This window comes from Leifsonia sp. Ger2509, from assembly GCF_055231915.1.
The window spans coordinates 1,046,217-1,069,316 of the sequence record NZ_JBUYVB010000003.1; the positions used below are offsets into that span (position 1 = coordinate 1,046,217).

At 67.9% G+C, this 23,100-nt stretch carries 20 protein-coding genes; 10 read left to right on the forward strand and 10 right to left on the reverse strand.

Features of this window, described 5'->3' with window-relative positions:
- The first annotated feature begins 16 nt into the window (after positions 1 to 16).
- The 3 genes from ACV7NN_RS05335 to ACV7NN_RS05345 are packed head-to-tail and all read left to right on the forward strand — an operon-like array spanning position 17 to position 3,062.
- The gene (locus ACV7NN_RS05335; protein WP_463348540.1) at positions 17 to 1,180 is read left to right on the forward strand and encodes a sensor histidine kinase; all 1,164 of its coding nucleotides are present in this window, start codon (positions 17 to 19) and stop codon (positions 1,178 to 1,180) included.
- Positions 1,177 to 2,367: a hypothetical protein gene (locus tag ACV7NN_RS05340; protein ID WP_463348541.1), complete on the forward strand. Its 1,191-nt coding sequence runs from the start codon at positions 1,177 to 1,179 to the stop codon at positions 2,365 to 2,367. Before ACV7NN_RS05335 ends, ACV7NN_RS05340 begins: the two co-directional genes overlap by 4 nt.
- Before the next feature lie 38 nt (positions 2,368 to 2,405).
- Positions 2,406 to 3,062 carry a response regulator transcription factor gene (locus tag ACV7NN_RS05345; protein ID WP_345761618.1) on the forward strand — a complete coding sequence of 219 codons (657 nt, stop codon included), beginning with the start codon at positions 2,406 to 2,408 and terminating at the stop codon, positions 3,060 to 3,062.
- A 310-nt stretch (positions 3,063 to 3,372) separates the two neighbouring features.
- On the opposite strand, the gene ACV7NN_RS05350 is transcribed toward ACV7NN_RS05345, so the two are convergent.
- From ACV7NN_RS05350 to ACV7NN_RS05370, 5 genes are all read right to left on the reverse strand, one after another.
- Positions 3,373 to 4,656 (reverse strand): MFS transporter, encoded by a 1,284-nt coding sequence (locus ACV7NN_RS05350; RefSeq protein WP_463348542.1) that lies wholly within the window; start codon positions 4,654 to 4,656, stop codon positions 3,373 to 3,375.
- Positions 4,657 to 4,729: 73 nt separating this feature from the next.
- Positions 4,730 to 5,281, reverse strand: a complete 552-nt coding sequence (locus ACV7NN_RS05355; RefSeq protein ID WP_463348543.1) for a GNAT family N-acetyltransferase — start codon at positions 5,279 to 5,281, stop codon at positions 4,730 to 4,732.
- An 81-nt stretch (positions 5,282 to 5,362) separates the two neighbouring features.
- Positions 5,363 to 5,683, reverse strand: a complete 321-nt coding sequence (locus ACV7NN_RS05360) for a thiamine-binding protein (protein ID WP_463348544.1) — start codon at positions 5,681 to 5,683, stop codon at positions 5,363 to 5,365.
- 5 nt (positions 5,684 to 5,688) lie between these two features.
- Positions 5,689 to 7,167, reverse strand: a complete 1,479-nt coding sequence (locus ACV7NN_RS05365) for a hypothetical protein (RefSeq protein ID WP_463348545.1) — start codon at positions 7,165 to 7,167, stop codon at positions 5,689 to 5,691.
- A gap of 57 nt (positions 7,168 to 7,224) precedes the next feature.
- Entirely contained in the window at positions 7,225 to 8,034 is an 810-nt protein-coding gene (locus ACV7NN_RS05370) for an ADP-dependent NAD(P)H-hydrate dehydratase (protein ID WP_463351241.1), read from the reverse strand.
- Between the two features lie 137 nt (positions 8,035 to 8,171).
- Between ACV7NN_RS05370 and ACV7NN_RS05375 the strand changes: the two genes are divergently transcribed.
- Both ACV7NN_RS05375 and ACV7NN_RS05380 read left to right on the forward strand, forming a co-directional pair.
- A complete protein-coding gene (locus ACV7NN_RS05375; protein WP_463348546.1) occupies positions 8,172 to 8,819 on the forward strand; it encodes an HAD family hydrolase in 648 nt (215 codons plus the stop codon).
- 69 nt (positions 8,820 to 8,888) lie between these two features.
- Positions 8,889 to 9,977, forward strand: a complete 1,089-nt coding sequence (locus tag ACV7NN_RS05380; protein ID WP_463348547.1) for an NADH:flavin oxidoreductase/NADH oxidase — start codon at positions 8,889 to 8,891, stop codon at positions 9,975 to 9,977.
- Positions 9,978 to 10,045: 68 nt separating this feature from the next.
- Here the strand turns inward: ACV7NN_RS05380 and ACV7NN_RS05385 are convergent, their stop codons facing one another.
- The 3 genes from ACV7NN_RS05385 to guaB1 all read right to left on the reverse strand — a co-directional run bounded on the left by ACV7NN_RS05385 (position 10,046) and on the right by guaB1 (position 14,026).
- Positions 10,046 to 11,083 carry a hemolysin family protein gene (locus ACV7NN_RS05385; protein ID WP_463348548.1) on the reverse strand — a complete coding sequence of 346 codons (1,038 nt, stop codon included), beginning with the start codon at positions 11,081 to 11,083 and terminating at the stop codon, positions 10,046 to 10,048.
- Positions 11,076 to 12,422: a hemolysin family protein gene (locus tag ACV7NN_RS05390; RefSeq protein ID WP_463348549.1), complete on the reverse strand. Its 1,347-nt coding sequence runs from the start codon at positions 12,420 to 12,422 to the stop codon at positions 11,076 to 11,078. The genes ACV7NN_RS05385 and ACV7NN_RS05390 overlap by 8 nt, the downstream gene beginning before the upstream one ends.
- A 164-nt stretch (positions 12,423 to 12,586) precedes the next feature.
- A complete protein-coding gene (gene guaB1, locus ACV7NN_RS05395; protein ID WP_463348550.1) occupies positions 12,587 to 14,026 on the reverse strand; it encodes a GMP reductase in 1,440 nt (479 codons plus the stop codon).
- A 137-nt stretch (positions 14,027 to 14,163) separates the two neighbouring features.
- On the opposite strand from guaB1, the gene ACV7NN_RS05400 reads away from it, so the two are divergent.
- Both ACV7NN_RS05400 and ACV7NN_RS05405 read left to right on the forward strand, forming a co-directional pair.
- A complete protein-coding gene (locus ACV7NN_RS05400) occupies positions 14,164 to 18,111 on the forward strand; it encodes a multifunctional oxoglutarate decarboxylase/oxoglutarate dehydrogenase thiamine pyrophosphate-binding subunit/dihydrolipoyllysine-residue succinyltransferase subunit (RefSeq protein WP_463348551.1) in 3,948 nt (1,315 codons plus the stop codon).
- A gap of 230 nt (positions 18,112 to 18,341) precedes the next feature.
- Positions 18,342 to 19,124, forward strand: coding sequence for a VOC family protein (locus ACV7NN_RS05405; RefSeq protein WP_463348552.1), 783 nt, complete (start codon positions 18,342 to 18,344; stop codon positions 19,122 to 19,124).
- 42 nt (positions 19,125 to 19,166) lie between these two features.
- Here the strand turns inward: ACV7NN_RS05405 and ACV7NN_RS05410 are convergent, their stop codons facing one another.
- Complete coding sequence (locus tag ACV7NN_RS05410; RefSeq protein ID WP_463348553.1) at positions 19,167 to 19,415, reverse strand: zf-HC2 domain-containing protein; 249 nt, start codon at positions 19,413 to 19,415, stop codon at positions 19,167 to 19,169.
- The gene (locus ACV7NN_RS05415) at positions 19,412 to 20,089 is read right to left on the reverse strand and encodes a sigma-70 family RNA polymerase sigma factor (RefSeq protein ID WP_463348554.1); all 678 of its coding nucleotides are present in this window, start codon (positions 20,087 to 20,089) and stop codon (positions 19,412 to 19,414) included. Before ACV7NN_RS05415 ends, ACV7NN_RS05410 begins: the two co-directional genes overlap by 4 nt.
- Positions 20,090 to 20,155: 66 nt before the next feature.
- Here ACV7NN_RS05415 and aroA point away from each other — a divergent pair, with 66 nt between their 5' ends.
- Genes aroA through bcp form a run of 3 tightly spaced genes read left to right on the forward strand, consistent with a single transcriptional unit; the run spans position 20,156 to position 23,097 of the window.
- Entirely contained in the window at positions 20,156 to 21,529 is a 1,374-nt protein-coding gene (gene aroA / locus ACV7NN_RS05420; protein ID WP_463348555.1) for a 3-phosphoshikimate 1-carboxyvinyltransferase, read from the forward strand.
- 17 nt (positions 21,530 to 21,546) lie between these two features.
- Positions 21,547 to 22,611, forward strand: a complete 1,065-nt coding sequence (rsgA, locus tag ACV7NN_RS05425; RefSeq protein ID WP_463348556.1) for a ribosome small subunit-dependent GTPase A — start codon at positions 21,547 to 21,549, stop codon at positions 22,609 to 22,611.
- A gap of 9 nt (positions 22,612 to 22,620) precedes the next feature.
- Entirely contained in the window at positions 22,621 to 23,097 is a 477-nt protein-coding gene (gene bcp, locus ACV7NN_RS05430) for a thioredoxin-dependent thiol peroxidase (RefSeq protein WP_463348557.1), read from the forward strand.
- Positions 23,098 to 23,100 lie beyond the last annotated feature (3 nt).

Genomic DNA, 23,100 nt, shown 5'->3' on the forward strand with positions numbered 1-23,100 from the left:
GATGAGAGAAGGTCGAATGTCGCGCATCCAGAGGGAGCGTGATCGCCTTCTCAGCACCACGGCGCGGTACGTCGGCCTGACGGCGACCGCGACGACACTGCTCTGCCTGAGCATCCCCGGCGCCATGCCGTTGCCGCTCTACCTGGCCTCCGTCGTCCTTCTCGCCGGGCTCGCCTACGGCCAGTTGCGTCTCGGCTCGCTGCACCCGGGCATCTGGGTGGTCACGATCGTGGCCGCCGGCGTGGCGCTCGTCCTGATGCAGGTGCTCCCGGGTGTGCGGCTCAACCCGGCTGCGCTGAGCGCGGTGGGGATGCTCGCCGGAGGCGCCGTCGCATCGACATCGATCGTGCTCGTCACCACGCCGAGACGGGTCACGGCCCTCGTCATTTCGTTCGCGGTCACCTTCACCGCCGTGGCCGGCGCCCTCCTCCTGACCGGATCCCGCCTCGCCGAGCCTCTCGCGCTCACCCTCGCCGGATGGTGTGCTCTGACCATCACCGGTGTGTGGCTGTCACGCACCGTGCCCCGCACGCTCAAGCGGATCACCACCATGAGCCGCGCCTACCGGGTCGAGCGCCACGCGAGTGAGACCGAAGCCCGCCGCCGCCAGGGTGCGCGCCTCCTGCACGACACCGTGCTCGCCACGCTCACGCTGCTCGCCCACTCGGGCGTCGGCGTCAGCTCCTCGGCGCTCATCGAGCAGGCGGCAGAGGATGCTGCGCTCCTGCGGCAGCTCCGGCTCGGCTTCAACCCCGACCCGACAGCCTCCGGCGACTACAAGCTCAAACCCGTCGAGGAGTCCACCCTCGGCAACACGCTCGAGTCCGTCAAACAGCGCTTCAAACGGATGGGGCTGGAAGTCAACTGGCACGGGACCGGCCAGGTGCTCCTGCCCAGCGACGTGCTCGACTCGTTCCTGCTCGCCCTCGCCGAATGCCTCGAGAATGTGCGCAGGCACAGCGGCGTCAGCGAAGCGCACGTGACCATCACCGACGACGAGACGACTGTGCGTGCGATGGTCACCGACTCCGGCAAAGGGTTCGACGTCGCCAGCATCGAAGAAGGGCGGCTCGGCTTCACCGAGTCGATCGTCGCCCGGCTCCGCGACGTCGGCGGGAACGCCCGCCTTTTCTCCTCGCCCGGATCGGGCACGACCGTGGTGCTGGAGGTGCCGAAGTGACCGCATCCCTCGCATCCACGGTGACGAGCGCGACCGAACGGGATGCGCTCAACCGCTCCCGCCTCGAAATCGGCTTCAACCTCACCGGCTGCGTACTGATCGCCTACCAAGTGGTGGTCATGCTGCTCAACCTGGACAGCTACCCCGCGATCGGCTACACGATCGCCGCGTGGGCGATACTGTTCGCCACGCTCGTCGTCGGGCTGGTCGTCCACCGCCGCTACTCCGAACAACTGCCGACCGGATTGTGGGCCGGCGCACTCACCGCGTGGGCCGTCGTCGTCGGGCTCGACATCGCCGGCACCTGGAACTCCGGAGACCGGGGGGCCCCGCCGACGGCAGCCGTGGCCGTAGGGGCAGCCCTGCTGCTGTGCGTGACACTCCGGCCTCCGCGCGACATCGTGATGACCTCGATCGCGCTCGGCATCGTCCTCGCCGGAGCGTTCGCCCTCCACGGCCAGCACGACCCGTTCGCACTCGGACCCGCCTTCATCACGATCGCCCTCTCCGTCGCACCGCCGCTCCTCGGCGTGCAGATCGTGCGATCGCTGCGCACCGTCGTCCAGCTCGAACTCGATCTCGTACAGGTGCAGAGCACGGTGAGCTCCCCGCGCTTCGCCGTCGGCATGATGGCCAGTGAAGAGCTCGCCCGCCTCGACCTCGCGGCCGAACGCCTCCTCGACGGGGTCGCGACGGGGCGAACACCGCTGCCCCTCGACGAGCACACGGCGTCCGAGGCGGCCTCCATCGCGACCGAGCTGCGCCTGCACCTGATCCAGGGCCGCCGCGAGACCTGGCTCTACCACGCGGTCACCGAATCCGCCCTGCTCGGGCCTGCCGTCACAGTGAGCGACCCCGACGGCCTCGCCGGACTGCTCACCCGCGACCAGCGCGACGGTCTTCTCACGGCGATCTGGCTGCTGATCAGCGACCCCGTGAGACTCGGCCAGAATCAGGCGCGCGAGCTCCAGGTGACACTCGAACGGCGCGTCCGGGAGCACGGAATGGACCCGTCAGCCGGAATTCACATCCCGATCACGATTTCAGCCACCGGTGTGCCGAGAAACGGGGTAGACCCCGCGACGTGGCAAGCTATCAGAAAGGTGGGCCGATACGTCGAGACCTTCTCGGGTACGACGCTGCAGATCAACATCGAAAGCATCGTCGACAACCCGGCCGACCTCTAGCCGGGAGCCCCCGGCGAAAGCATGACGAAAGGCCACACGTGAGCGAGCCAGCGCAGCCCATCCGAATCGCGATCGTTGACGACCACAAGATGCTCCTCGGCGCACTGACCGAGTGGATCCGCAGCGCAGCAGACGACATCCGCATGGTGGCGGCCGTCGCGAGCTGGCCGGAACTGTTGACGCATCCGGAGTTCCCCGTCGACGTCGTCCTCCTCGACCTCGACCTCAAAGACAACATCCCCGTGTCACTGAAGTTGTCGACCTTGAAGACGACAGGCGTGCGCACGGTGCTCATGAGCACATACTCGGAGCCCGCGGTCGTCCGCGAGGCTCTGGCCGCCGGCGCGCTCGGCTACCTCGTCAAGAGCGAAGACGCCGAGATGATCGTCGAAGCGATCCGTGCGGCGAGCAAAGGCGAGTCGTTCATCTCCGCGGAGCTCGACCTGGCGCTCAACGCTGGTGAAGTGGGCGGGGCGCCCAAGCTCAGCGCACAGGAACGCCGCGTGATGGCGCTCTACGGTGCCGGCGAACCCGTCAAGGCGGTCGCGTTCCAGCTCGGGATCTCCGACGAGACGGCGAAGAGCTACCTCAAGCGCATCCGCGAGAAGTACCGCGTCGCCGGCTACGACGTGGGAACGAAGGTGGCGCTGCGCAAGCGCGCGATCCAGGACGGGATCCTGCTGCAGGGGGACTGAATTTATTGGCGCGCCGGTCCCCGCCCGGCGCGCTGCTGGCTCCGCTGCGGCCCGACGCGACAGCCCTTCGCTTCGCGCGTTCCGTGGGTCCTTCGCGAGCGCCCGGCCTGCGCTTATGGCGCGCCGGTCCCCGCCCGGCGCCCGCTGGCTCCGCTGCGGCCCGACGCGACGGCCCTTCGCTTCGCTCGTTCCGTGGCTCCTCGCGACCCGCGGCCGCGAGTTGTGCGATAGGTGGCTTTTCGCCGGCGTGTTGCGTGCTTTGCTCGCATCTCGCAACGCGCGAGAGAGCGGCGGGAGCGGGCGGGGCGTGTCAGAGGGGGACGGGCGCGGTGCCGGGGGCGGATGCGCGCGCTGTGCGGGCAGCGGATGCGCGGCGGAGGCGCGAGCGGTCGATGCCGAAGCTCAGCACCGATAGGGCGATTCCCGCGATGCAGAGCGCCACGCCGACAGCGATCGGCGAGAGGTAACCGAAGCCGGCAGCGATCGTGAGACCGCCGAGGAACGCTCCGGATGCGTTGGCCAGGTTGAGAGCCGAATGGTTCAGGGCAGCGGCGATCGACTGGCTGTCGTGCGCCACATCCATCAACCGGGTCTGGATGGCCGGCGAGAGCGCCGCGGATGCGGCGGCGATCACGAAGAGCGAGACCAGCAGGCCGACCACGGTCGCCGCGGTGAAGAACAGCACCGCGAGGCTCACGAGCACGATTCCGAACGCGATCAGCATGAACCGCTTGAGGTTGCGGTCCGCTCCCCAACCGCCGACGAAGTTGCCGACGGTCATGCCGATTCCGACGAGCACGAGCACGAGCGGAACGGCCGACGAGCCGAGGCCGGTGATCTCCGTGACGATCGGAGCGACGTAGGTGTAGACGGCGAAGAAGCCGCCGAAGCCGATGGCGCCGATCGCGAGGGTCAGCCACACCTGCAGACGGGTGAAGGCGCGCAGTTCCCTGCGCATCGTCGCCTCCGGATTGCCTGCCTGCCACGGGACGAGGAACGCCACCGCGACGAACGTCGCGAGGAAGATCGCCGCCACGACGAGGTAGGCGATGCGCCAGCCGTGCTCCTGGCCGAGCCAGGTGATCAGCGGCACACCGATCACGTTCGCGATCGTGAGGCCGGACAGCACGAACGCGACGCCCTTGCCGCGGTTGCCCGGCCCCATGAGCGAGGCGGCGACCAGCGAGGCGATGCCGAAGTATGCGCCGTGTGGGAGCGCGGTCAGGAACCGGGCGAGCAGAACGAGCCCGAACGTGGGGGCAAGGGCCGACGCAACCGTTCCGACCGCGAAGGCGACGAGCAGCCAGAGCAGGAGCTTCTTGCGCGGCAGGCGCGCCGCGACTGCCGCAATCGTGGGCGCGCCGACGACAACGCCCAGCGCATAGGCCGAGATCACCCATCCGGCCTGCGCGTTCGCATCCGACGGCGACGCCGCATAGAGCGACGGCAGCAGGTCGTGCGCGAGGTTCGGCAGCAGCCCGATCGAGACGAACTCGGAGGAGCCGATGCCGAAACCGCCCATGGCCAAGGCCAGGAGCGCAAAACGAATACGGGCCGACGACAACTGCGTCGGCCCGTTGGTGGCGGGGTTCACACGACGAGACTACAGGGAAATCACCGAAAATCGAATCGATTCGATACATTCCTTCACATCTGCGTTTCGACCCCTACTCGGTGCCCGGCTTCCCGCCCTGCTTCCACTCCCCGGCGAGGAGCCCGAGCAGCACCTCGTCGAGGAACTCCCCCATCACCCAGGCCGAGGAGCGCAGCACACCCTCGCGGACGAAGCCGTTGCGCTCGGCGGCGCGAAGCATCGCGGCGTTGTCCGCCAGCGTCTCGACCTGCAGCCGTTGCAGCCCGCGCACGACGAACCCGTAGTCGCAGAGCACCGCGACCACATCCGTGCCGTAACCTCTGCCGCGGGCTGCCGGCAGCAGTCCCAGTCCGATGTGCGCGGACCGGCTGTGATTGTCGATCCCCCACAGCGTCGCCGCGCCGATGAGCGTGTTGCCCGCCAACTCCACGATCGAGAACGAGACCGACGCCTCTTTCGTCTCGTCTACGACGAGCCGCGGGTCCTTCGAGTCCGGCTTGATCGGCCGCCAGGGGCCGGATTCCGCACGCGAAGAGTTGACCACGTCGTCGTAGAGTTCGGTCAGCAGGATGGGGATGTCGTCTTCGTGACGGGCCCGAAGCCCGACCCTTGTGCCTGTGAGCATGCACTCTTCTTATCGGACCGGACCGACCGGCGGCAACCGAAGTGCCGCCGGACGACTCTCGTGCGACTCGCGGGATCGGGCTTACGCTGCGCCGCCGCCCGACTCGTCGATCGCCGTCTCGAGCCGCTCGATCTTCGCGTCGAGCTCACCCGAGTATCCGGGCCGGATGTCCGCCTTCAGTACGAGCGACACGCGCGTCCCATAGGCGCCGGCCGCCTCCGTCGCGCGGCGGATCACGCCGAAGACTTCGTCCCACTCCCCTTCGAGCTCGGTGAACATCGAGGTCGTCCGGTTCGGCAGGCCCGACTCGCGAACGACCTTCACGGCCGCCGCCACGGCTTCGTGGATGGACGCGTCCGGCGTTTCGCCGCCGCTCGGCGCCACCGAGAATGCAACAAGCATGGTTCCTACTCCTTCGTTTCGAACGGACCGGACGCCTCGGCGACGGGATGCGGTGCGGGGATGCCGTCATCCAACATCCGCACCATCCCTCCGTCGGCGCTCGGTCGCGCATCCGCATCCACATCCGCGTTCGCCTCCACGCCCTCTTCGTCCTCGCGGTCGCCGTCGGCCGCATCCTCGGCGGGAAGGGCCGTGAACGGCCACACGCGCACCGGCACCTCATCGGTATTGTCCGCCGTCGGATGCGCGGCACGCCAGACCGACCAGACGGACCATCCGAGCACGATCAGCAGCATGAGGTTGCGGAGCGTGAGCACTGCGAGGCCGGCCGGCTGCACGTTCAGGACCAGGTCGTAGAGGTTCGGATACACCACCTGCGTGAGCAGCGCGGTCACGGCGATCAGGATGGACGGGGTCCGGAAGGCGCGACCGCGGTAGACGAGCCCGATCACGACGGGGGCGGCCAGCCAGGTGATGTACTGCGGCGATCCGACCTTGTTGAAGACGATGAACGTCGCGACGAGCGCGAGACTCAGGGACGGCAGCAGCCGCGTCATCGGTGCGCCCGATCGAACCGCCCGCATCCCGATGAGGAGGACGACGACGACGGCGATGCCGAGCAGCGGGTTCATCAGGGAACTCGCCGCCGTGCTGCCGTCCCCGGTGACCTGGAAGGTGCGCAGCAGCGGGTCGTAGTAGACGAACGCGTGGGGTCGGGCGAACGCCGCCTCCCACATCCACGGCGTGCTGATCGGCGCTTCGATCTGCAGGCTGCGGCCGGTCTGCATCGTGATGAAGCTGAGCACGTGCCAGCCGCTGCCGAAGGTGAGCGCGAGGATGACGAGGATGAGGCTCGTCACCGCCGCCACGACGACGACCTGCCAGCGCGTGCGCAGCGAGACGACGACGGCGGCGAGGATCGCTGCGGGCCAGACCTTGATCCAGGTCGCCGCGGTCAGCATCACGACCGCCACCCGCTCGCGCAGGGTCAGCCAGAGGAGTCCGACGATCACCAGCGGGACCGACACCGAATCCAGCCGACCGATCGCGACCGGGCCGAGGAGAAGCAGGAATCCGAGCCACCACCACGCTGCGACGAGCTGGCGGGGGCGGCGCCCGATGGTCAGCACCGCGAACGCGCCCGCATCGAGCAGGAGCACCAAGGTCAGCCACGACCCGATGTAGTTGTCCGGGCCGAGCAGCAGGGGAAGCATGATCGGAACGAGCGCGCCGATCGGATAGACCCAGTCCGACTGGATGCCCACCACCGAGCCGGCCTGCGCCAGCTGCGCCCACGGTTCGTAGACGAGGTAGACGTCACCGAGCGGCTCGCCGGCCGAATGGAACGCGAGGAAGCCAAGCACCAGGTGCACGAGAAGGAAGGCGATCCAGAGCGCAAGAGGGGATGCGAAGACCCTGCGAAGCCCGGACGCATCAGCTTCCGGCGTCGCCGACCCCGCGCGCAGTGCCGGTTCGAACGCCATAGACGCCCATCGTACCGGTGCGGCATTGCGTGCCGCTGCCGACGCGAATGCTGCCGGTCAGGCGAGGAGCTCGGCCACGGTCGCCGGGAGCGCTTCCGCGATGTCCAGCGCGGCGATCGGACCGCCCCCGGACGCCCGCTCCCCGGCTTTGCCGTGGATGAACGCCGCTGTCGCCGCCAGCATCGCCAGGGCCGACGCATCCGCCCCCACGGCACGCGCGTGGGTGGCCACGAGCGCCCCGAGCACCCCGCCGAGAACGTCTCCGCTTCCGGCCGTGGCGAGCCAGGCCGGGCCGGCGGTGACGCGCAGCCGCACGCCGGACGGGTCGGCCACGTAGGTCGTGTGACCTTTGAGCAGCACTGTGACCTGGAGGAGTTCGGCTGCGCGGACCGCCCAGCGCGCAGGGTCCGCGGCTATCTCCTCCGCGGACGGGACATGCGCCGGGCCTGCGCCGGCGGCCCCAGTGCGTGCGGTCTCGTCCGCCAGCGCCCGTGCCAGCTCACGGTAGTGCGGAGTGATGACGACGGGTCCGGTCGCCGTGTGGATCAGGTCGAGTGCGCCCGCGTCGACCACGATCGGCCGGGCTTCGGCGAAGGCTGCGCGGAGGCGGGTCGCGTCGTCCTCGCCGCGGGTCTCCGCATCCATCCCGGAGCCGACGAGCCAGGCCTGGACCTGCCCGGGCGCCGTGACCACCTCCGGGCGTCGCTGCAGGATGAGCTCGGCCGGATGCGCCGCTCCGGCATAACGGACCATCCCGACTCCCGTGCGCACGGCGGCTTCAACGCCGAGAACGGCGGCGCCCGGATAGCGATCCGAGCCGGTCACGACGCCCAGCACGCCCCTGCTGTACTTGTCGTCGGTCTCCATCGGGGCGGTGATCCAGATGCTCGCGTCGGCGGCCGTCCAGTCGCGCCACGCGGCCTTCTTCTCCACAACCGTCGCGCCATCCACAGTTCGCGAACCCCGGGCATTCGTGCTCATGCCTTCACGATAGGTTGAAAACGATGAAAGAGGTCAGCAGAGTGACAGCGAACGCGAGCATCAGCATCCCCGGCAAGGTCGTCGTCTTCGACTACGGAGAGGTCATCTCGGTCAGCCCGAGCGAGGCGGACCGAGCAGTTCTCGCCGGTATCGCCGGTGGCGAATCGTCGGAATTCTGGCCCGCGTACTGGCGGCACCGTGACGCACTCGACCAGGGAACCATGAGCATCCGCGACTACTGGCGGGGCATCGGGGCCGAGCTCGGTGAGCAGTGGAGCGACTCGAAGATCCACCGACTGTGGCTCGCGGACTTCCGCAGCTGGCTCTCGATCGACCACGAGACACTCGAGGTCCTGATCGACCTCCAGGAGGGCGGCACGCGCCTGGCACTGCTCTCCAACGCCGGCCGCGACTTCGGTTCGTACTTCCGCCACGGGTCGCTCGGCGACCTGTTCGAGGCCGTCTTCGTGAGCGGAGAGCTCGGCACGATCAAACCGAGCGCCGATATCTTCGAGATCGTGATGGGCGAACTCGGAATAAGTGCGACGGACATGATCTTCATCGATAACAGGGAAGACAACGTCCGCGGTGCCGAAGGCCTCGGCATCACCGGTCATGTCTTCACCGGGGCTTCCGACCTTCGACGCTTCCTGACGTCGCTGGCCGCCTGACGGTCCCGGCCCGTCAGTGCCGCCTGCCCCACCCGCCCACGCCGATCCCGGAACGGATTCCTACACTCCATGCCATCTCTCTTCGACCCGCTGAGCATCCGTGGCGCAACCATGCGCAATCGCATCTGGGTCTCCCCCATGTGCCAGTACTCGGTCTCCCTCCGAGACGGGGTTCCGCACGACTGGCATTTCGTGCACCTGGGGTCCCTCGCGACCGGTGGGGCCGGACTCGTTCTCACCGAGGCCACCGCGGTGAGCCCCGAGGGCCGCATCTCGCCGGAGGACACGGGCATCTGGAACGACGCGCAGCGCGACGCCTGGGCGCGCATCGTCGGATTCATCGCCGACCGCGGCGCAGTCCCCGGAATCCAGCTGGCGCACGCGGGCCGCAAGGCATCGACCTGGGCACCGTGGGGTTCCGACGGAAGACACGGATCCGTCCCGGAATCCGAAGGCGGCTGGCAGGCCGTCGCGCCGTCCGCTGTCGCCTTCGACGGGTACGACGAGCCGCGGGCACTCGACGCAGACGGGATCGACCAGGTGGTCGCCGACTTCACCGCTGCGGCACGGCGCGCGGTCGATGCGGGCTTCCGGGTGTTGGAGATCCATGGCGCGCACGGCTACCTCGTACACCAGTTCCTTTCCCCGCTGTCGAACCTGCGCGAAGACGAATACGGCGGGTCACTCGAGAACCGGGCACGGCTCCTCCTCCGGATCGTGCGTGCCGTGCGTGCCGAGGTCGACGACGAGATCGCGGTGATCGTGCGGCTCTCCGCGTCCGACTACGCCGACGGCGGGTGGGACCAGGAGCAGACCGCAACGGTCGCGACGTGGGCTGCCGAAGCCGGCGCCGACTTCTTCGACATCTCGAGCGGGGGAAACGTCGCAGGCGTGCGCATCCCTCTCGGTCCCGGCTACCAGGTTCCGTTCGCCGACTTCGTCCGGCACGAGTCGGATGTCGCGGTCGGCGCCGTCGGACTCATCACGACGCCGCAGCAGGCCGCGGCCGTGGTCGAAGAAGGGCGGGCGGATGCGGTGCTGCTGGCCCGCGAACTGCTCCGGGATCCGCACTTCCCGCTCCGTGCGGCGCACGAGCTGGGGGTCGAGATCGACTACTGGCCCGGTCAGTACCTCCGGGCGCGCTGGCCGGAGGCCTGACGGCCCGGGGGCCCGACGGCTCCGGGGCCTGACGGATCAGGAGCGCGTGGCGGTTCAGGTGGGGCAGCTCAGGCGCGACGCGTCGCGTCCTGGACCTCACCGACCAACTCCTCGATGATGTCCTCGAGGAACAGCACACCCGTCGTCTCACCGTCCGAATTGAACACACGGGCCAGGTGGACGCCCGACCGTCGCATGCTGGCCAGTGCATCCTCGAGATCACTCTCCGCGAAGACCGTGACGAGCCGGCGGATGCGCTTCGTCGGCACCGGCAGCTCGAAACCGGTCTCCTCCAGATCGAGCACATCCTTCAGGTGGAGGTAGCCGACGGGCTCCCCCGACTCGTCCAGGACGACGTACCGCGAGAATCCGTGCTTCGCGACCGCCCGCTCGACATCGCGCGGTGTCGCATTGTGCGGAAGCGACACCAGCTTTCCGAGGCGCAGCGCCACATCGTGCACCTTCTTCTCCGTGAACTCGAATGCCGCCGTGAGTGCGCCCGTGCGATCGGTGAGAACACCTTCCCGAGTCGACTGGGTCACGATCGTCGCCACCTCATCGAGCGTGAAGGTGCTGGCAGCTTCGGCTTTCGGTTCCACACGGAACAAGCGCAGAACAGCGTTGGCCGAAGCGTTCAGCGCCACGATGATCGGGCGGAACACCCGCGCGATCGCGACCAATGGCGGAGCGAGCAGGAGTGCCGCGCGGTCCGGCATCGAGAAGGACAGGTTCTTCGGCACCATCTCACCGAACACGACGTGAAGGAACGAAACCAGGACCAGCGTGATGATGAACGCGATCGTCGCGATCACCTGGTCCGGCCATCCCGTGAGCGAAAGCGGACCCTGCAGCAAGTGATGGATCGCCGGCTCCGACACGTTCAGGATGAGCAGCGAACACACCGTGATGCCCAGCTGGGTCGTCGCCAGCATCTGGGTCGCGTGCTCCATCGCGTACAACGCCGTTCGGGCGCTCCGCTTGCCGTGCTCGGCCTGCGGCTCGATCTGGGACCGACGTGCCGAGATCACGGCGAATTCGGCCCCGACGAAGAACGCGTTCACCAGGAGCAGCAGCACCAGCCAGGCGAGACCGGCCCAGTCACTCATCGTCGCCTCGCTTCCGACCAGCCGGATCGATGGCCCGCGGCTCGTCCGGGTCCGGTGTGAAGCGGATGCGGTCGATACGGCGACCGTCGAGACGCTCGACCCGCAGCATCCCACCATCGATCAGCACCTCGTCGCCGACGACGGGGAGTCGGCCGAGCTCGTTCATCACGAAACCAGCGACCGTCTCGTATGGTCCCTCCTCCGGCACCAGGACACCCGCACGCTCGAGCAGCTCATCCGGCCGGAGGATGCCCGGGAAGGTCAGCGAATCACGTCCGCGCACCACGTCCGCGCGGGTCCGGTCGTGTTCGTCCGCGACCTCGCCGATGAGCTCCTCGACCAGGTCTTCGAGCGTCGCGATCCCGGATGTTCCGCCGTACTCGTCGAGCACCACGGCCATCTGGTAGCCGCTCGCTCGCAACTCGCCGAGCAGAGTATCCAGGCTCATCGTCTCTGGCACCCGCAGCGCATCCGTCTGCAGTGCCGAGACCGGCACTCGTTCGCGCCGTGCCCGGGGCACCGCGACCGCCTGCTTCACGTGCACCAGCCCGACCACATCGTCCACGTCTTCGTCGACCACCGGGAACCGCGAGAACCCCGTGCTGCGCGCGAGCTCGAGGACCGCCCGTGCCGGGTCCGTGCGTTTGACGCTCGCGATCCTCAGACGCGGGGTCATCACGTCGGAGGCGGAGTGGCTCGAGAACGCGAGCGTGCGGCTGAGCAGCGTCGCCGTATCCGCCTCCAGTACGCCCGCGGACGCCGAACGACGCACGAGCGACGACAGTTCCTCCGCTGTACGGGCGCCGGACAGCTCCTCCTTCGGTTCGAAGCCGAAGAGCCGGATCACCCCGTTGGCCGTGCCGTTGAGGAGCGCGACGAACGGTTTGAAGATTGCGGTGAAGACGGTCTGGAACGGGATGACCAGTTTGGCCGTCGCGATGGGAAGGGCCAGGGCGAAGTTCTTCGGGACCAGTTCGCCCAGGATCATCGACAGCAGTGTCGCGACCACGATGGCGACCGTCGTCGCGATGACAGGGACCGCGCCGGACGGGATTCCGATGGATGTCAGCGGACCGGTCAGGAGGGAACTGATCGCAGGCTCCATCGTGTAACCCGTGAGCAGCGTCGTGAGCGTGATGCCGAGTTGGGCGCTCGACAGGTGGGTCGACGTGATCTTGAGCGCCGCGATCGTCATGCCGAGGCGGGTCTCGCCGCGTCCGCGTCGTGCTTCGAGGTCGCTGCGGTCGAGGTTGACGAGTGAGAACTCGCTCGCGACGAACAAGCCCGTACCGATCGTCAGCACCACTCCGATGCCGAGCATGATCCACTCATAGGCCATGGTGACCACCGCGAATCCGGGATGAGCGCCCGTCATGGCTCAGCGCGACCGCTGGCCGCGCCGAGGCGAATGGGCTATCGGCAGAAGGGGGGTCGTCCATTGTCAGGCCAAGTATACCGGGAGGGATAGTTGGTTCCGGGAGGCCGACCAGCGCCGCTGGACACTCACCAGCTGACGGGAAGGGCCTTGCCTTCTTCGTAACCGGCGGCGGACTGGATGCCGACCAGAGCACGATCGTGGAACTCGACGACTGAGCGCGCACCCGCATACGTGAACGAGCTCCGAAGACCAGTGGTGATCATGTCCAGCAGATCCTCGACCGACGGCCGCAGCGGATCCAGGTAGATGCGCGAACTGGAGAGGCCCTCGGCGAAGAGCGTCTTGCGAGCCCGCTCATAGGCGTCGAGCCGCTCGAAGCGCTGCTGCACGGCTTTGGTGCTGGCCATCCCCCAGCTCTCCTTGTACAGCGCGCCGTTCTCGTCACGATCAAGCGTGCCCGGAGCTTCGATGGTCCCGGCGAACCACGACCCGATCATGACCGACGCTCCACCAGCGGCGAGCGCGAGCGCTACGTCCCTCGGATACCGAACCCCGCCATCCGCCCACACGTGCGCACCGAGCTCGCGCGCCGCAGCGGACGCTTCGAGCACTGCGGAGAACTGCGGCCGCCCGACGGCGGTCATCATCCGCGTCGTGCACATGGCGCCGGGCCCGACACCGACCTTGAGGATGTCCGCTCCGGCCTCCACGAGATCACGGACGGCCTGGTCGGTGACGACGTTCCCGGCGACGATGGGAAGACCGAGTCCGAGTCCCTTGACGGTCTCGATCGCCCGTCGCATGCCTTCCTGATCGCCATGGGCGGTGTCGAGCACGATGACATCCACGCCCGCAGCGGCGAGGGCCTTGGCCTTGCCGCCGACGTCACCGTTGATGCCGACCGCGGCTGCGACGCGCAGCCGACCGTGTGCATCGACGGCCGGTTCGTAGATCGTCGACCGCAGTGCGCTGCGAAGGCTGAGGGTTCCGATGACACGTCCGTGTTCGAGGACGGGTGCGAATTCGAGCCCGGCAGCGCTCATGACCTCGAACGCGGCGCGGCCGTCGGGGATGTCGTCGGCATCGAGCGAGGTGAGCGCACCGTGCAGGAGGTCGCCGAGCCGCGCATCCGGGAGAGCGGTGCCGAGCTGGGATGCGGAAATGCACCCGAGGTACTCGCCGGACTGGTCGCGGATGACGATCCCGTGTCCTTCGACGGCGGGAACCCGCCTCAGAGCTGCTGCGACGGTCTCATCCGGTGCGAGCACATAGGGGGTGTCGAACGCGACAGGCTGCGCCTTCACCCAGCGGATGGCATCATCCAGGTCCTGCAGGTGCATGTCCTGCGGGAGGACACCGATTCCCCCGCGTCGGGCGATGGTCGCTGCGAGACGCTTTCCGGTGACCGAATTCATATTGGACGAGACGATGGGGATGGTGGCTCCGGTGCCATCGCCGGGAGCGAGCGAGACGTCGAGCCGACTCGTCACGGATGAACGGGACGGAACCAGGAAGACATCGGAGTACGTCAGATCGTGACTCGGGGTCGTCCCATAGAACTGCATGGGAATAAAGCTATCCCCATAGCCTGTCGGCCGCAGCCCTCGGGCAATGGGATTAGGCTTGACGACTGGACAGAAGAAGGTGGCCGCAGCGCTGCCTGATCGAATGCGAGATCAACGGAGAGAGTGGGCGATCGGCTGTGTCGAGCCAATTGACCGGTGTGGGAACCGACGACGGATCGTCGGGCGAATTCGGAGCCAATGAGTGGCTCGTGGACGAACTCTACGAACAGTTCATCGTGGACAAGAACTCGGTCGACAAGTCGTGGTGGCCGATCCTGGAGACCTACCACCCGACCGTGAAAGACGAGAACGCCGCACCTCCGGCTCCCGCATCCTCGACCGAACCGGTCGCACCGACACCGAGCGAGCCGATCGTTCCGACACCGACCGAGCCGACCGTCCCGGCACCGGCCGAACCGAACCCGCCCGCGCCTGCTGAGCCGACCACACCTGAGGCTTCCGTGGCCCAGGCGCCTCAGGCAGCACCGCCCACCCAGGCTGCACCAGCACAGCCGTCCGCTCCCGAGAATGCAGCACCCCCGGTCGAACCCCGCCCGGTGACGGCACCCATCCCGGTGATCGGAAGCCAGCCGGTCGCACGCACGACATCGGTCGCACCGAAGCCGCAGCCGGTCCCCGCCGATGCACCGGTCACGGCCCCGCAGCCGGTCATCACGTCGACCCAGGCTGCCGAAGAGCCCGAACCCCAGGACGTCGTGACGCCGCTGCGCGGGATGTCGAAGTCCCTCGCGGCGAACATGGACGCGAGCCTCATGGTCCCGACGGCGACAAGCGTCCGCACGATCCCGGCGAAGCTCCTGATCGACAACCGCATCGTCATCAACAACCACATGCGTCGTGCACGCGGCGGCAAGGTCTCGTTCACGCACCTGATCGGCTGGGCCCTCGTCCAGGCGCTCAAGGAGTTCCCGAGCCAGAACGTGTTCTACGACGAGGTCGACGGCAAGCCCTCCGTCGTCGCGCCGGCCCACGTGAACCTCGGAATCGCGATCGACCTGCCCAAGCCCGACGGCACCCGGGCACTGCTCGTCCCGAGCATCAAGCGCGCGGACACGATGGGCTTCGGCGAGTTCCTCACGGCCTACGAAGACCTGGTCACGCGGGCCCGCAACAACAAGCTCACGGCGACCGATTTCGCCGGGACGACGATCTCCCTCACCAACCCGGGCGGCATCGGCACGGTCCATTCGGTCCCCCGCCTGATGAAGGGACAGGGCGCGATTATCGGCGCCGGAGCCCTCGAATATCCCGCGGAATTCCAGGGCGCGAGCGAGCACACGCTCACCGAGCTGGCGATCGGCAAGACGATCACACTGACCAGCACCTACGACCACCGGGTCATCCAGGGTGCGGGCTCCGGCGAGTTCCTCAAGATCGTCCACGAGATGCTCATCGGCAAGCGCAACTTCTACGAAGACATCTTCGCCGCCCTGCGCATCCCGTACGACCCGATCCACTGGGCGCCGGACATCAGCGTCGACCTGGCCAGCGCGGTCGACAAGACCGCTCGCGTGCAGGAGCTGATCAACGCGTTCCGCGTGCGCGGACACCTGATGGCGGACATCGATCCGCTCGAGTACGTCCAGCGCTCGCACCCCGACCTCGACATCGCGAGCCACGGTCTCACGTTCTGGGACCTCGACCGGGAGTTCGTCACCGGCCAGTTCGGTGGCGACAAGCGCCAGATGCTGCTGCGCGACATCCTCGGGGTGCTGCGCGACTCGTACTGCCGCACGATCGGCATCGAGTACATGCATATCCAGGACCCGGCACAGCGCCGGTGGATCCAGGAGAAGGTGGAGCGCAAGTACCAGACCATCCCGCACGACGAGCAGCTGCGCATCCTCGGCAAGCTGAACGAGGCCGAGGCTTTCGAGACGTTCCTGCAGACGAAGTACGTCGGCCAGAAGCGGTTCAGCCTCGAAGGCGGCGAATCGACGATCGCAGCGCTCGACACGATCCTGCAGGGAGCCGCCGAGGAGGGCCTCGACGAGGTCGCGATCGGCATGGCGCACCGCGGTCGCCTCAACGTGCTGACGAACATCGCGGGGAAGACGTACGGCCAGATCTTCCGCGAGTTCGAGGGCACCCAGGACCCGCGCACCGTGCAGGGCTCGGGTGACGTGAAGTATCACCTCGGCACCGAGGGCACGTTCAAGGGTGCGAACGGTGAGGAGATCCCGGTCTATCTCGCAGCGAACCCGTCGCACCTCGAAGCGGTCGACGGCGTGCTCGAAGGCATCGTCCGCGCGAAGCAGGACCGCCGCCCGGCCGGGACGTTCCTGACCCTCCCGATCCTCATCCACGGCGACGCCGCGATGGCCGGCCAGGGCATCGTCATGGAGACGCTCCAGCTGTCGCAGCTGCGCGCCTACCGCACGGGCGGCACGATCCACGTGAACATCAACAACCAGGTCGGGTTCACCACGTCTCCCTCGGAAGCCCGTTCGTCGGTGTACTCGACGGATGTCGCCAAGACGATCCAGGCGCCGATCTTCCACGTGAACGGCGACGACCCCGAAGCTGTCGTGCGCGTGGCGCAGCTCGCCTTCGAGTACCGCCAGGAGTTCAAGCGCGACGTCGTGATCGATCTCGTCTGCTACCGCCGCCGTGGCCACAACGAGGGCGACGACCCGTCGATGACCCAGCCGCTGATGTACAACCTCATCGAGGCCAAGCGCAGCGTCCGCAAGCTCTACACGGAAGCCCTCGTCGGACGTGGCGACATCACGCAGGACGAGTACGAGCAGGCCCACCGCGACTTCCAGGAGCGCCTCGAACGCGCGTTCATGGAGACGCACGCAGCCCAGACGAACTCCATGCCGATCATCACGGCCGACGCGAAGTCGGTCGCGGACCTCGAACGCCCGACAGCCCAGCAGGGCGAGGACGGCGCGGGCGAGCCCGAGACGACGGGGGTCAGCGACGCGGTCATCCGCCTCATCGGCGACGCGTTCAACAACCCGCCCCAGGGTTTCACGGTCCACCCGAAGCTGCAGCAGCTGCTGACGAAGCGCCTCGACATGAGCCGCAACGGCGGGATCGACTGGGGCTTCGGCGAGCTGCTCGCGCTCGGTTCGCTGCTCCTCGAGGGCACGCCGGTGCGCATGGCCGGCCAGGACACCCGCCGCGGCACGTTCGTGTCACGTCACGCGGTCCTGCACGACCGGGCGAACGGACAGGAGTGGCTGCCGCTGGCGAACCTCAGCGACAACCAGGCCAAGTTCTGGATCTACGACTCGCTCCTCAGCGAGTACGCGGCGATGGGCTTCGAATACGGCTACTCGGTGGAGCGACCGGATGCCCTGGTGCTGTGGGAGGCGCAGTTCGGCGACTTCGCGAACGGCGCCCAGACGATCATCGACGAGTTCGTGTCGTCGGCCGAGCAGAAATGGGGCCAGCGTTCTTCGCTGGTGCTCCTGCTCCCCCACGGCTACGAGGGCCAGGGACCCGACCACTCGTCGGCGAGGATCGAGCGCTACCTGCAGCTGTGCGCAGAGAACAACATGACCGTCGCACGGCCTTCGACGCCGGCATCGTACTTCCACCTGCTCCGTCGTCAGGCGTACGCCCGGCCGCGCAAGCCGCTCGTGGTGTTCACGCCGAAGGCGATGCTGCGACTCCGCGGCGCGTCGAGCGATGTTCCCGACTTCACCTCGGGCAAGTTCGAGCCTGTGATCGACGATGCGCGCATCAGCGACCGCGGATCGGTCCGCCGGGTGCTCCTGATGGCCGGCAAGGTCTACTACGACCTGCTGAACGAGTTGGAGAAGAACCCGAACCCGGAGATCGCCCTCGTGCGCGTTGAGCAGTACTATCCCTTGCCTGCCACGCAGCTCAAGCAGCTCGTCGACTCCTACCCCAACGCCGAGCTGGTCTGGGTGCAGGATGAGCCCGAGAACCAGGGCGCCTGGCCGTACATGATCCTCGAGACCTCGAAGCTCGGACCGCGTCCGCTCGGCGTGATCTCGCGGGCACCGTCCGCGTCCCCAGCAGCCGGTTCGGCGAAGCGTCACGCACAGGAGCAGGCGCAGCTCATCCAGCGCGCGCTGACCCTGCAGTAGCTGAGCGTCATCCGCACGACACGATGGAAGGCCCCGGACACCGCGTCCGGGGCGTTCCGCGCATCCGGGCCTTCCGCACATCCGGGCCCTCCGCACATCCGGGCCTTCCGCACATCCGGGCCTTCCGCACATCCGGGCCTTCCGGCGCATCCGAGGACGGTCGTAGGCTGGCCGCGGGCATCGGAACGGTGCCGACTCGTGCCGGTCCGCCCGGCGGTAGGGAGCGCATCATGACCGTCCTGACGACCCATCGACTCGGCGAACCGTGCTGGGTGGATTTCATGAGCAACGACGTCGCAGCGTCACGTGACTTCTACTCCGGTCTCTTCGGCTGGGAGCCTCTCGTCTCGGACGACGACCAGTACGACGGATATGTCACCTTCCTCAAGGACGGCCACCGCGTGGCCGGTCTGGGCGGCGCGATGGGCGGCGCGGATGCCCCGGATTCGTGGATGACGTATCTCCTCGTCGAGGACGCCGAGTCCACGGAGGCGACGGTCGTCGCCGGCGGTGGGCAGGTCTTCGCACCGACGATGACCGTCGGCGACCAGGGCAGGCTCGCTGTCGTCGCGGATCCTGGCGGAGCTGCCGTCGGCCTGTGGCAGCCGGCCGAACATCGAGGCTACGAGCTGGCCGCCGAGGTGGGCTCCGTCGTCTGGCACGAACTGAACGCTCGCGATTTCGACGCCCAGGTGGGCTTCTACACCGACGTGTTCGGCTGGCATCCCGCAGTGCTCAGCGACACCGAGGACTTCCGCTACGTGACGTTCGGCCCCGGCCCCGACAGTCCGGTCGGCGGTGTCTACGACGCGGCGACCGTGCTGCCGTCGGGCATGCCATCGAGCTGGCTCGTGTATTTCGGGGTGGACGACGTGGATGCGAGCGCAGCACGGGTGCGGGAACTCGGCGGAGCGGTCGTCCGCGAACCATGGGACAGCGAGTTCGGGCGGTTCTGCCAGGTCACCGACTCCACCGGGGGCTTCTTCGTCCTCAGTTCGGTCATGGCCGGCTGAGCGCGAAACCCCTTCGCCGAACTAACGCGGTGCCGGGTCGGCTCAGACAGTGTGGGTCGACTGGAGTTCGCGGATCTTCAGCAGCACCTGGGCACGAAGGACTTCCGGCGCCGTCTCTTTGCACGCCCGCTGCACGACCTCAGTGAGCACAACGCCGAGGTGCGCTTCGTGGTTGCAGTCTGCACAGTTCTCGAGGTGCTCACGAATGTCCGCAGCGTCTTCGTTGCAGAGCTCGTTGTGCAGGTACTCTTCGAGATCCTTTTTGGCTTTGTCGCAGCCGCAGTCGGTCATTTCGCACTCCTGGGGGTCTGCACGGCGGAGAGTCCCCGCTCGTGCGCATAGTCAGTCAACAGTTCCCGCAGCATGCGGCGACCGCGATGGAGGCGGCTCATCACGGTGCCGATGGGGGTCTTCATGATGTCGGCGATCTCCTGGTAGGAGAAGCCTTCGACGTCAGCGAAATACACGGCCATCCGGAAGTCCTCCGGAATGGCCTGGAGGGCATCCTTGACGGTGCTGTCCGGGAGGTGATCGATCGCTTCGGCTTCAGCGGACCGCGTCGTGGATGCGGTCGTCGATTCAGCGCCACCGAGCTGCCAGTCCTCGAGCTCGTCGATGGTGCCCTGGTACGGCTCGCGCTGTTTCTTGCGATACGTGTTGATGAACGTGTTGGTGAGGATGCGGTACAGCCACGCCTTCAGGTTCGTACCCTGCTCGAACTGCCGGAACGCCGCGTATGCCTTGACGAACGTCTCCTGGACGAGGTCCTGTGCGTCGGCGGGATTGCGCGTCATCCGCAGGGCAGCCGCGTACAGCTGGTCCATGTACGGGAGCGCCTGCTCTTCGAAGAGGGATCCGAGATCTTCTGGTGCGGTGGTCATCACGGGCCAGTCTAGTTCTGCGAGCAGTGCAGCTTCTGCGAGTTCCGAGGGACGCTCAGCTGCCTGAACAGCGGTTGCTGCCATGCTCAGCCATCCTTCCTCAGGTTCTCGCGCCTCCACCGCGGCCGATCGCGGATAATCTTGACAACAATGCTGATCTCGAAATATTCCGCTCCGGACTTCGACCCTTACGGCGACAGGGCCGCCGACGACCCCAACGTGCTGTGGCCTGCGCCGGTCGCCGACGGTCCGTTGCGCGCATCCGTCTCTCTCCCCGGGTCGAAATCGCTGACCAACCGTGAGCTGGTCCTCGCCGCACTGGCCGATGGCCCGTCGCTGATCCGCAGCCCCCTCCACTCGCTCGACAGCGCGAACATGGTGCAGGCTCTCCGCGCGCTCGGCACCGCCATCGACGAGGTCCCTGGCTCCGGGGCGTTCGGTCCCGACTTCCGCGTCACTCCCGCGGAGGAGCTGTTCGGCAGCACCACGATCGACTGCGGCCTTGCCGGGACAGTGATGCGCTTCGTCCCGCCGGTCGCGGGTCTCGCACTCGGACCGACGACGTTCGATGCCGACGAGTCGGCCCGGGGCCGCCCCATGAAGGCCATGATCACCTCGCTGCGCGATCTCGGCGTCGACATCAACGACGACGGACGTGGCAGCCTCCCCTTCACCGTCCACGGCACGGGACGGGTCGCCGGCGGGAGGATCACCATCGATGCGTCGTCGTCGAGCCAGTTCGTCTCCGCGCTCCTGCTGTCTGCGGCACGCTTCGACGACGGGCTGCACCTCACCCACGAGGGCGAACGCCTGCCGAGCCTCCCCCACATCGAGATGACGATCGCCGCCCTCGCTGCGCGCGGTGTCTTCGTCGGTTCTCCCGCCCAGGGCGAGTGGACGGTGTCGGCCGGCGCGATCGGCGCCACCGATGTGGACATCGAGCCCGACCTCTCCAACGCAGCACCATTCCTCGCGGCGGCACTGGTCGCGGGCGGCAGCGTCACGATCACGGGATGGCCATCCACGACGACGCAGGTCGGGGCCGATCTGGCCGGCATCCTCCCTCTCTTCGGCGCGACGGTCGAGGTCGTCGGCGACCGCCTCACCGTGTCCGCCGGCGGCGTCCGCGCCGGCGGGATCCAGGGCGTCACACTCGATCTGACCACCGGCGGAGAACTCGCGCCAGCGGTCGTCGCTCTCGCCGCCCTGGCTGACGGGCCGAGCGAGGTCACCGGGATCGGGCACATCCGCCACCACGAGACCGACCGGCTGGCCGCTCTCGCCGCCGAGATCAATGGCCTGGGCGGCGAGGTCCTCGAACTGGAGGACGGCCTGCGGATCGTTCCGCGCCCGCTGCACGGCGGCGTCTGGCGCAGCTACCACGACCACCGGATGGCCACCGCCGGCGCGATCGTCGGGCTCGCTGTGCCCGGCGTCGAGATCGAAAACGTCGCGACGACGGCGAAGACGCTTCCGCAGTTCACACAGCTGTGGCAGGCGATGCTCACGGACGGCGCCGCCTAGATGCGAAGGCGGCCGCGGTGAGCTGGTGGGACGACGGCGCCGACGAGGACGACGAGGACGAGTTCGACGAGTCGAGCATCCGGACCCGCCCGAACCGCAAAGGATCGCGCCCCCGCACGAAGACGCGCCCCGAACACAGCGACGCGAAGATCGGGCGCGTGCTGGGCGTCGATCGCGGCCGCTACACCGTCATGCTCGACGAGAACACGGCGGATGAACGCCAGCTGACGGCCGCCCGTGCCAGCGAACTGCGCCGCCAGGCCATCGTCACCGGCGACCGCGTCGCGATCGTGGGCGACACCAGCGGCGAGGAGGGAAGCCTCGCCCGGATCGTTCGCATCGAGCCACGCACGACCCTGCTGCGGAGAAGCGCCGACGACACAGACGAGGTCGAGCGCGTCATCGTGGCGAACGCGGACCAGATGCTGATCGTCGTCGCGGCCGCGAACCCCGAACCGCGCACGAGGCTCGTCGACCGCTACCTCGTCGCGGCGTACGACGCGGGAATCGAACCGATGCTCTGCGTGACGAAGATCGATCTCGCCGACCCGTCCGAGTTCCTCCAGAATTTCGCAGGACTCGACCTTCCTGTGTTCACGAGCCGGGAGGACGCGATCCCGGTCGACGTCATCCGCGCTGCCCTCGTCGGCCACGACACGGTCGTCGTCGGGCACTCGGGTGTCGGCAAGTCCACGCTGGTGAATGAGCTCGTCCCGGGCGCACACCGGGCGATCGGCGTCGTCAACGCGGTGACGGGACGTGGACGCCACACCTCGTCGTCGACGGTCTCGCTTCGCGTCGACACCCCGGAGGGTCGCGGCTGGGTGATCGATACGCCGGGCGTGCGCTCGTTCGGGCTCGGACATGTCAACACCGACAGCATCCTCAAGGCGTTCAGCGACCTCGCCACCGTCGCCGAGGACTGCCCCCGGGGATGCACCCACCTGCCGGATGCGCCCGACTGCGCGATCGAGGAGGCCGTCGAGGAGGGCAGGCTGGGTGAGACCGGACGCGCGCGTCTCGACTCGCTCCAGCGCCTCCTGACGACGTTCGCGGGCGTCGCGGCGGGCGGCTCGCGGTAGCGTTGGAGCATGACTGCAGAACGACTCGAAGCCGGTGCTACGGCACCCGCTTTCACCCTGAAGGACCAGGACTCGAACGACGTCTCGCTGGGCGACTTCGCCGGCGAGAACGTGATCGTCTACTTCTACCCGGCGGCGATGACACCGGGATGCACGACGGAGGCGTGCGACTTCCGCGACAACCTCAACTCGCTAAAATCCGCCGGCTACCGGGTCATCGGCATCTCGAAGGATGTCCCGGCGAAGAACAAGGAGTTCCAGGAGCACGACGGGCTGAACTTCCCGCTGCTCTCCGACGAGGACCTCGCTGTCCACCAGGCGTACGGCGCCTACGGCGAGAAGTCGCTGTACGGCAAGACCGTCACCGGCGTGCTGCGGTCGACGTTCGTCGTGAACCCCGACGGCACGGTGCGCCTGCCGCTGTACAACGTGAAGGCGACGGGGCACGTCGCGAGCCTCCGCAAGAAGCTCGGCATCGACGCGTAGCCC

Excerpts from the sequence above, each read along its gene's own strand:
- ACV7NN_RS05360 (WP_463348544.1), bottom strand. The coding sequence starts at position 5,683 with ATGCTTGTTGCATTCTCGGTGGCGCCGAGCGGCGGCGAAACGCCGGAC.
- ACV7NN_RS05375 (WP_463348546.1), top strand. The coding sequence starts at position 8,172 with ATGAAAGAGGTCAGCAGAGTGACAGCGAACGCGAGCATCAGCATCCCC.
- guaB1 (WP_463348550.1), bottom strand. The coding sequence starts at position 14,026 with ATGCAGTTCTATGGGACGACCCCGAGTCACGATCTGACGTACTCCGAT.
- ACV7NN_RS05365 (WP_463348545.1), bottom strand. The coding sequence starts at position 7,167 with ATGGCGTTCGAACCGGCACTGCGCGCGGGGTCGGCGACGCCGGAAGCT.
- aroA (WP_463348555.1), top strand. The coding sequence starts at position 20,156 with ATGCTGATCTCGAAATATTCCGCTCCGGACTTCGACCCTTACGGCGAC.
- ACV7NN_RS05370 (WP_463351241.1), bottom strand. The coding sequence starts at position 8,034 with ATGGAGACCGACGACAAGTACAGCAGGGGCGTGCTGGGCGTCGTGACC.
- bcp (WP_463348557.1), top strand. The coding sequence starts at position 22,621 with ATGACTGCAGAACGACTCGAAGCCGGTGCTACGGCACCCGCTTTCACC.
- ACV7NN_RS05405 (WP_463348552.1), top strand. The coding sequence starts at position 18,342 with ATGACCGTCCTGACGACCCATCGACTCGGCGAACCGTGCTGGGTGGAT.
- ACV7NN_RS05380 (WP_463348547.1), top strand. The coding sequence starts at position 8,889 with ATGCCATCTCTCTTCGACCCGCTGAGCATCCGTGGCGCAACCATGCGC.
- ACV7NN_RS05385 (WP_463348548.1), bottom strand. The coding sequence starts at position 11,083 with ATGAGTGACTGGGCCGGTCTCGCCTGGCTGGTGCTGCTGCTCCTGGTG.
- ACV7NN_RS05390 (WP_463348549.1), bottom strand. The coding sequence starts at position 12,422 with ATGGCCTATGAGTGGATCATGCTCGGCATCGGAGTGGTGCTGACGATC.
- ACV7NN_RS05410 (WP_463348553.1), bottom strand. The coding sequence starts at position 19,415 with ATGACCGACTGCGGCTGCGACAAAGCCAAAAAGGATCTCGAAGAGTAC.
- ACV7NN_RS05335 (WP_463348540.1), top strand. The coding sequence starts at position 17 with ATGTCGCGCATCCAGAGGGAGCGTGATCGCCTTCTCAGCACCACGGCG.
- ACV7NN_RS05415 (WP_463348554.1), bottom strand. The coding sequence starts at position 20,089 with ATGGCAGCAACCGCTGTTCAGGCAGCTGAGCGTCCCTCGGAACTCGCA.
- ACV7NN_RS05355 (WP_463348543.1), bottom strand. The coding sequence starts at position 5,281 with ATGCTCACAGGCACAAGGGTCGGGCTTCGGGCCCGTCACGAAGACGAC.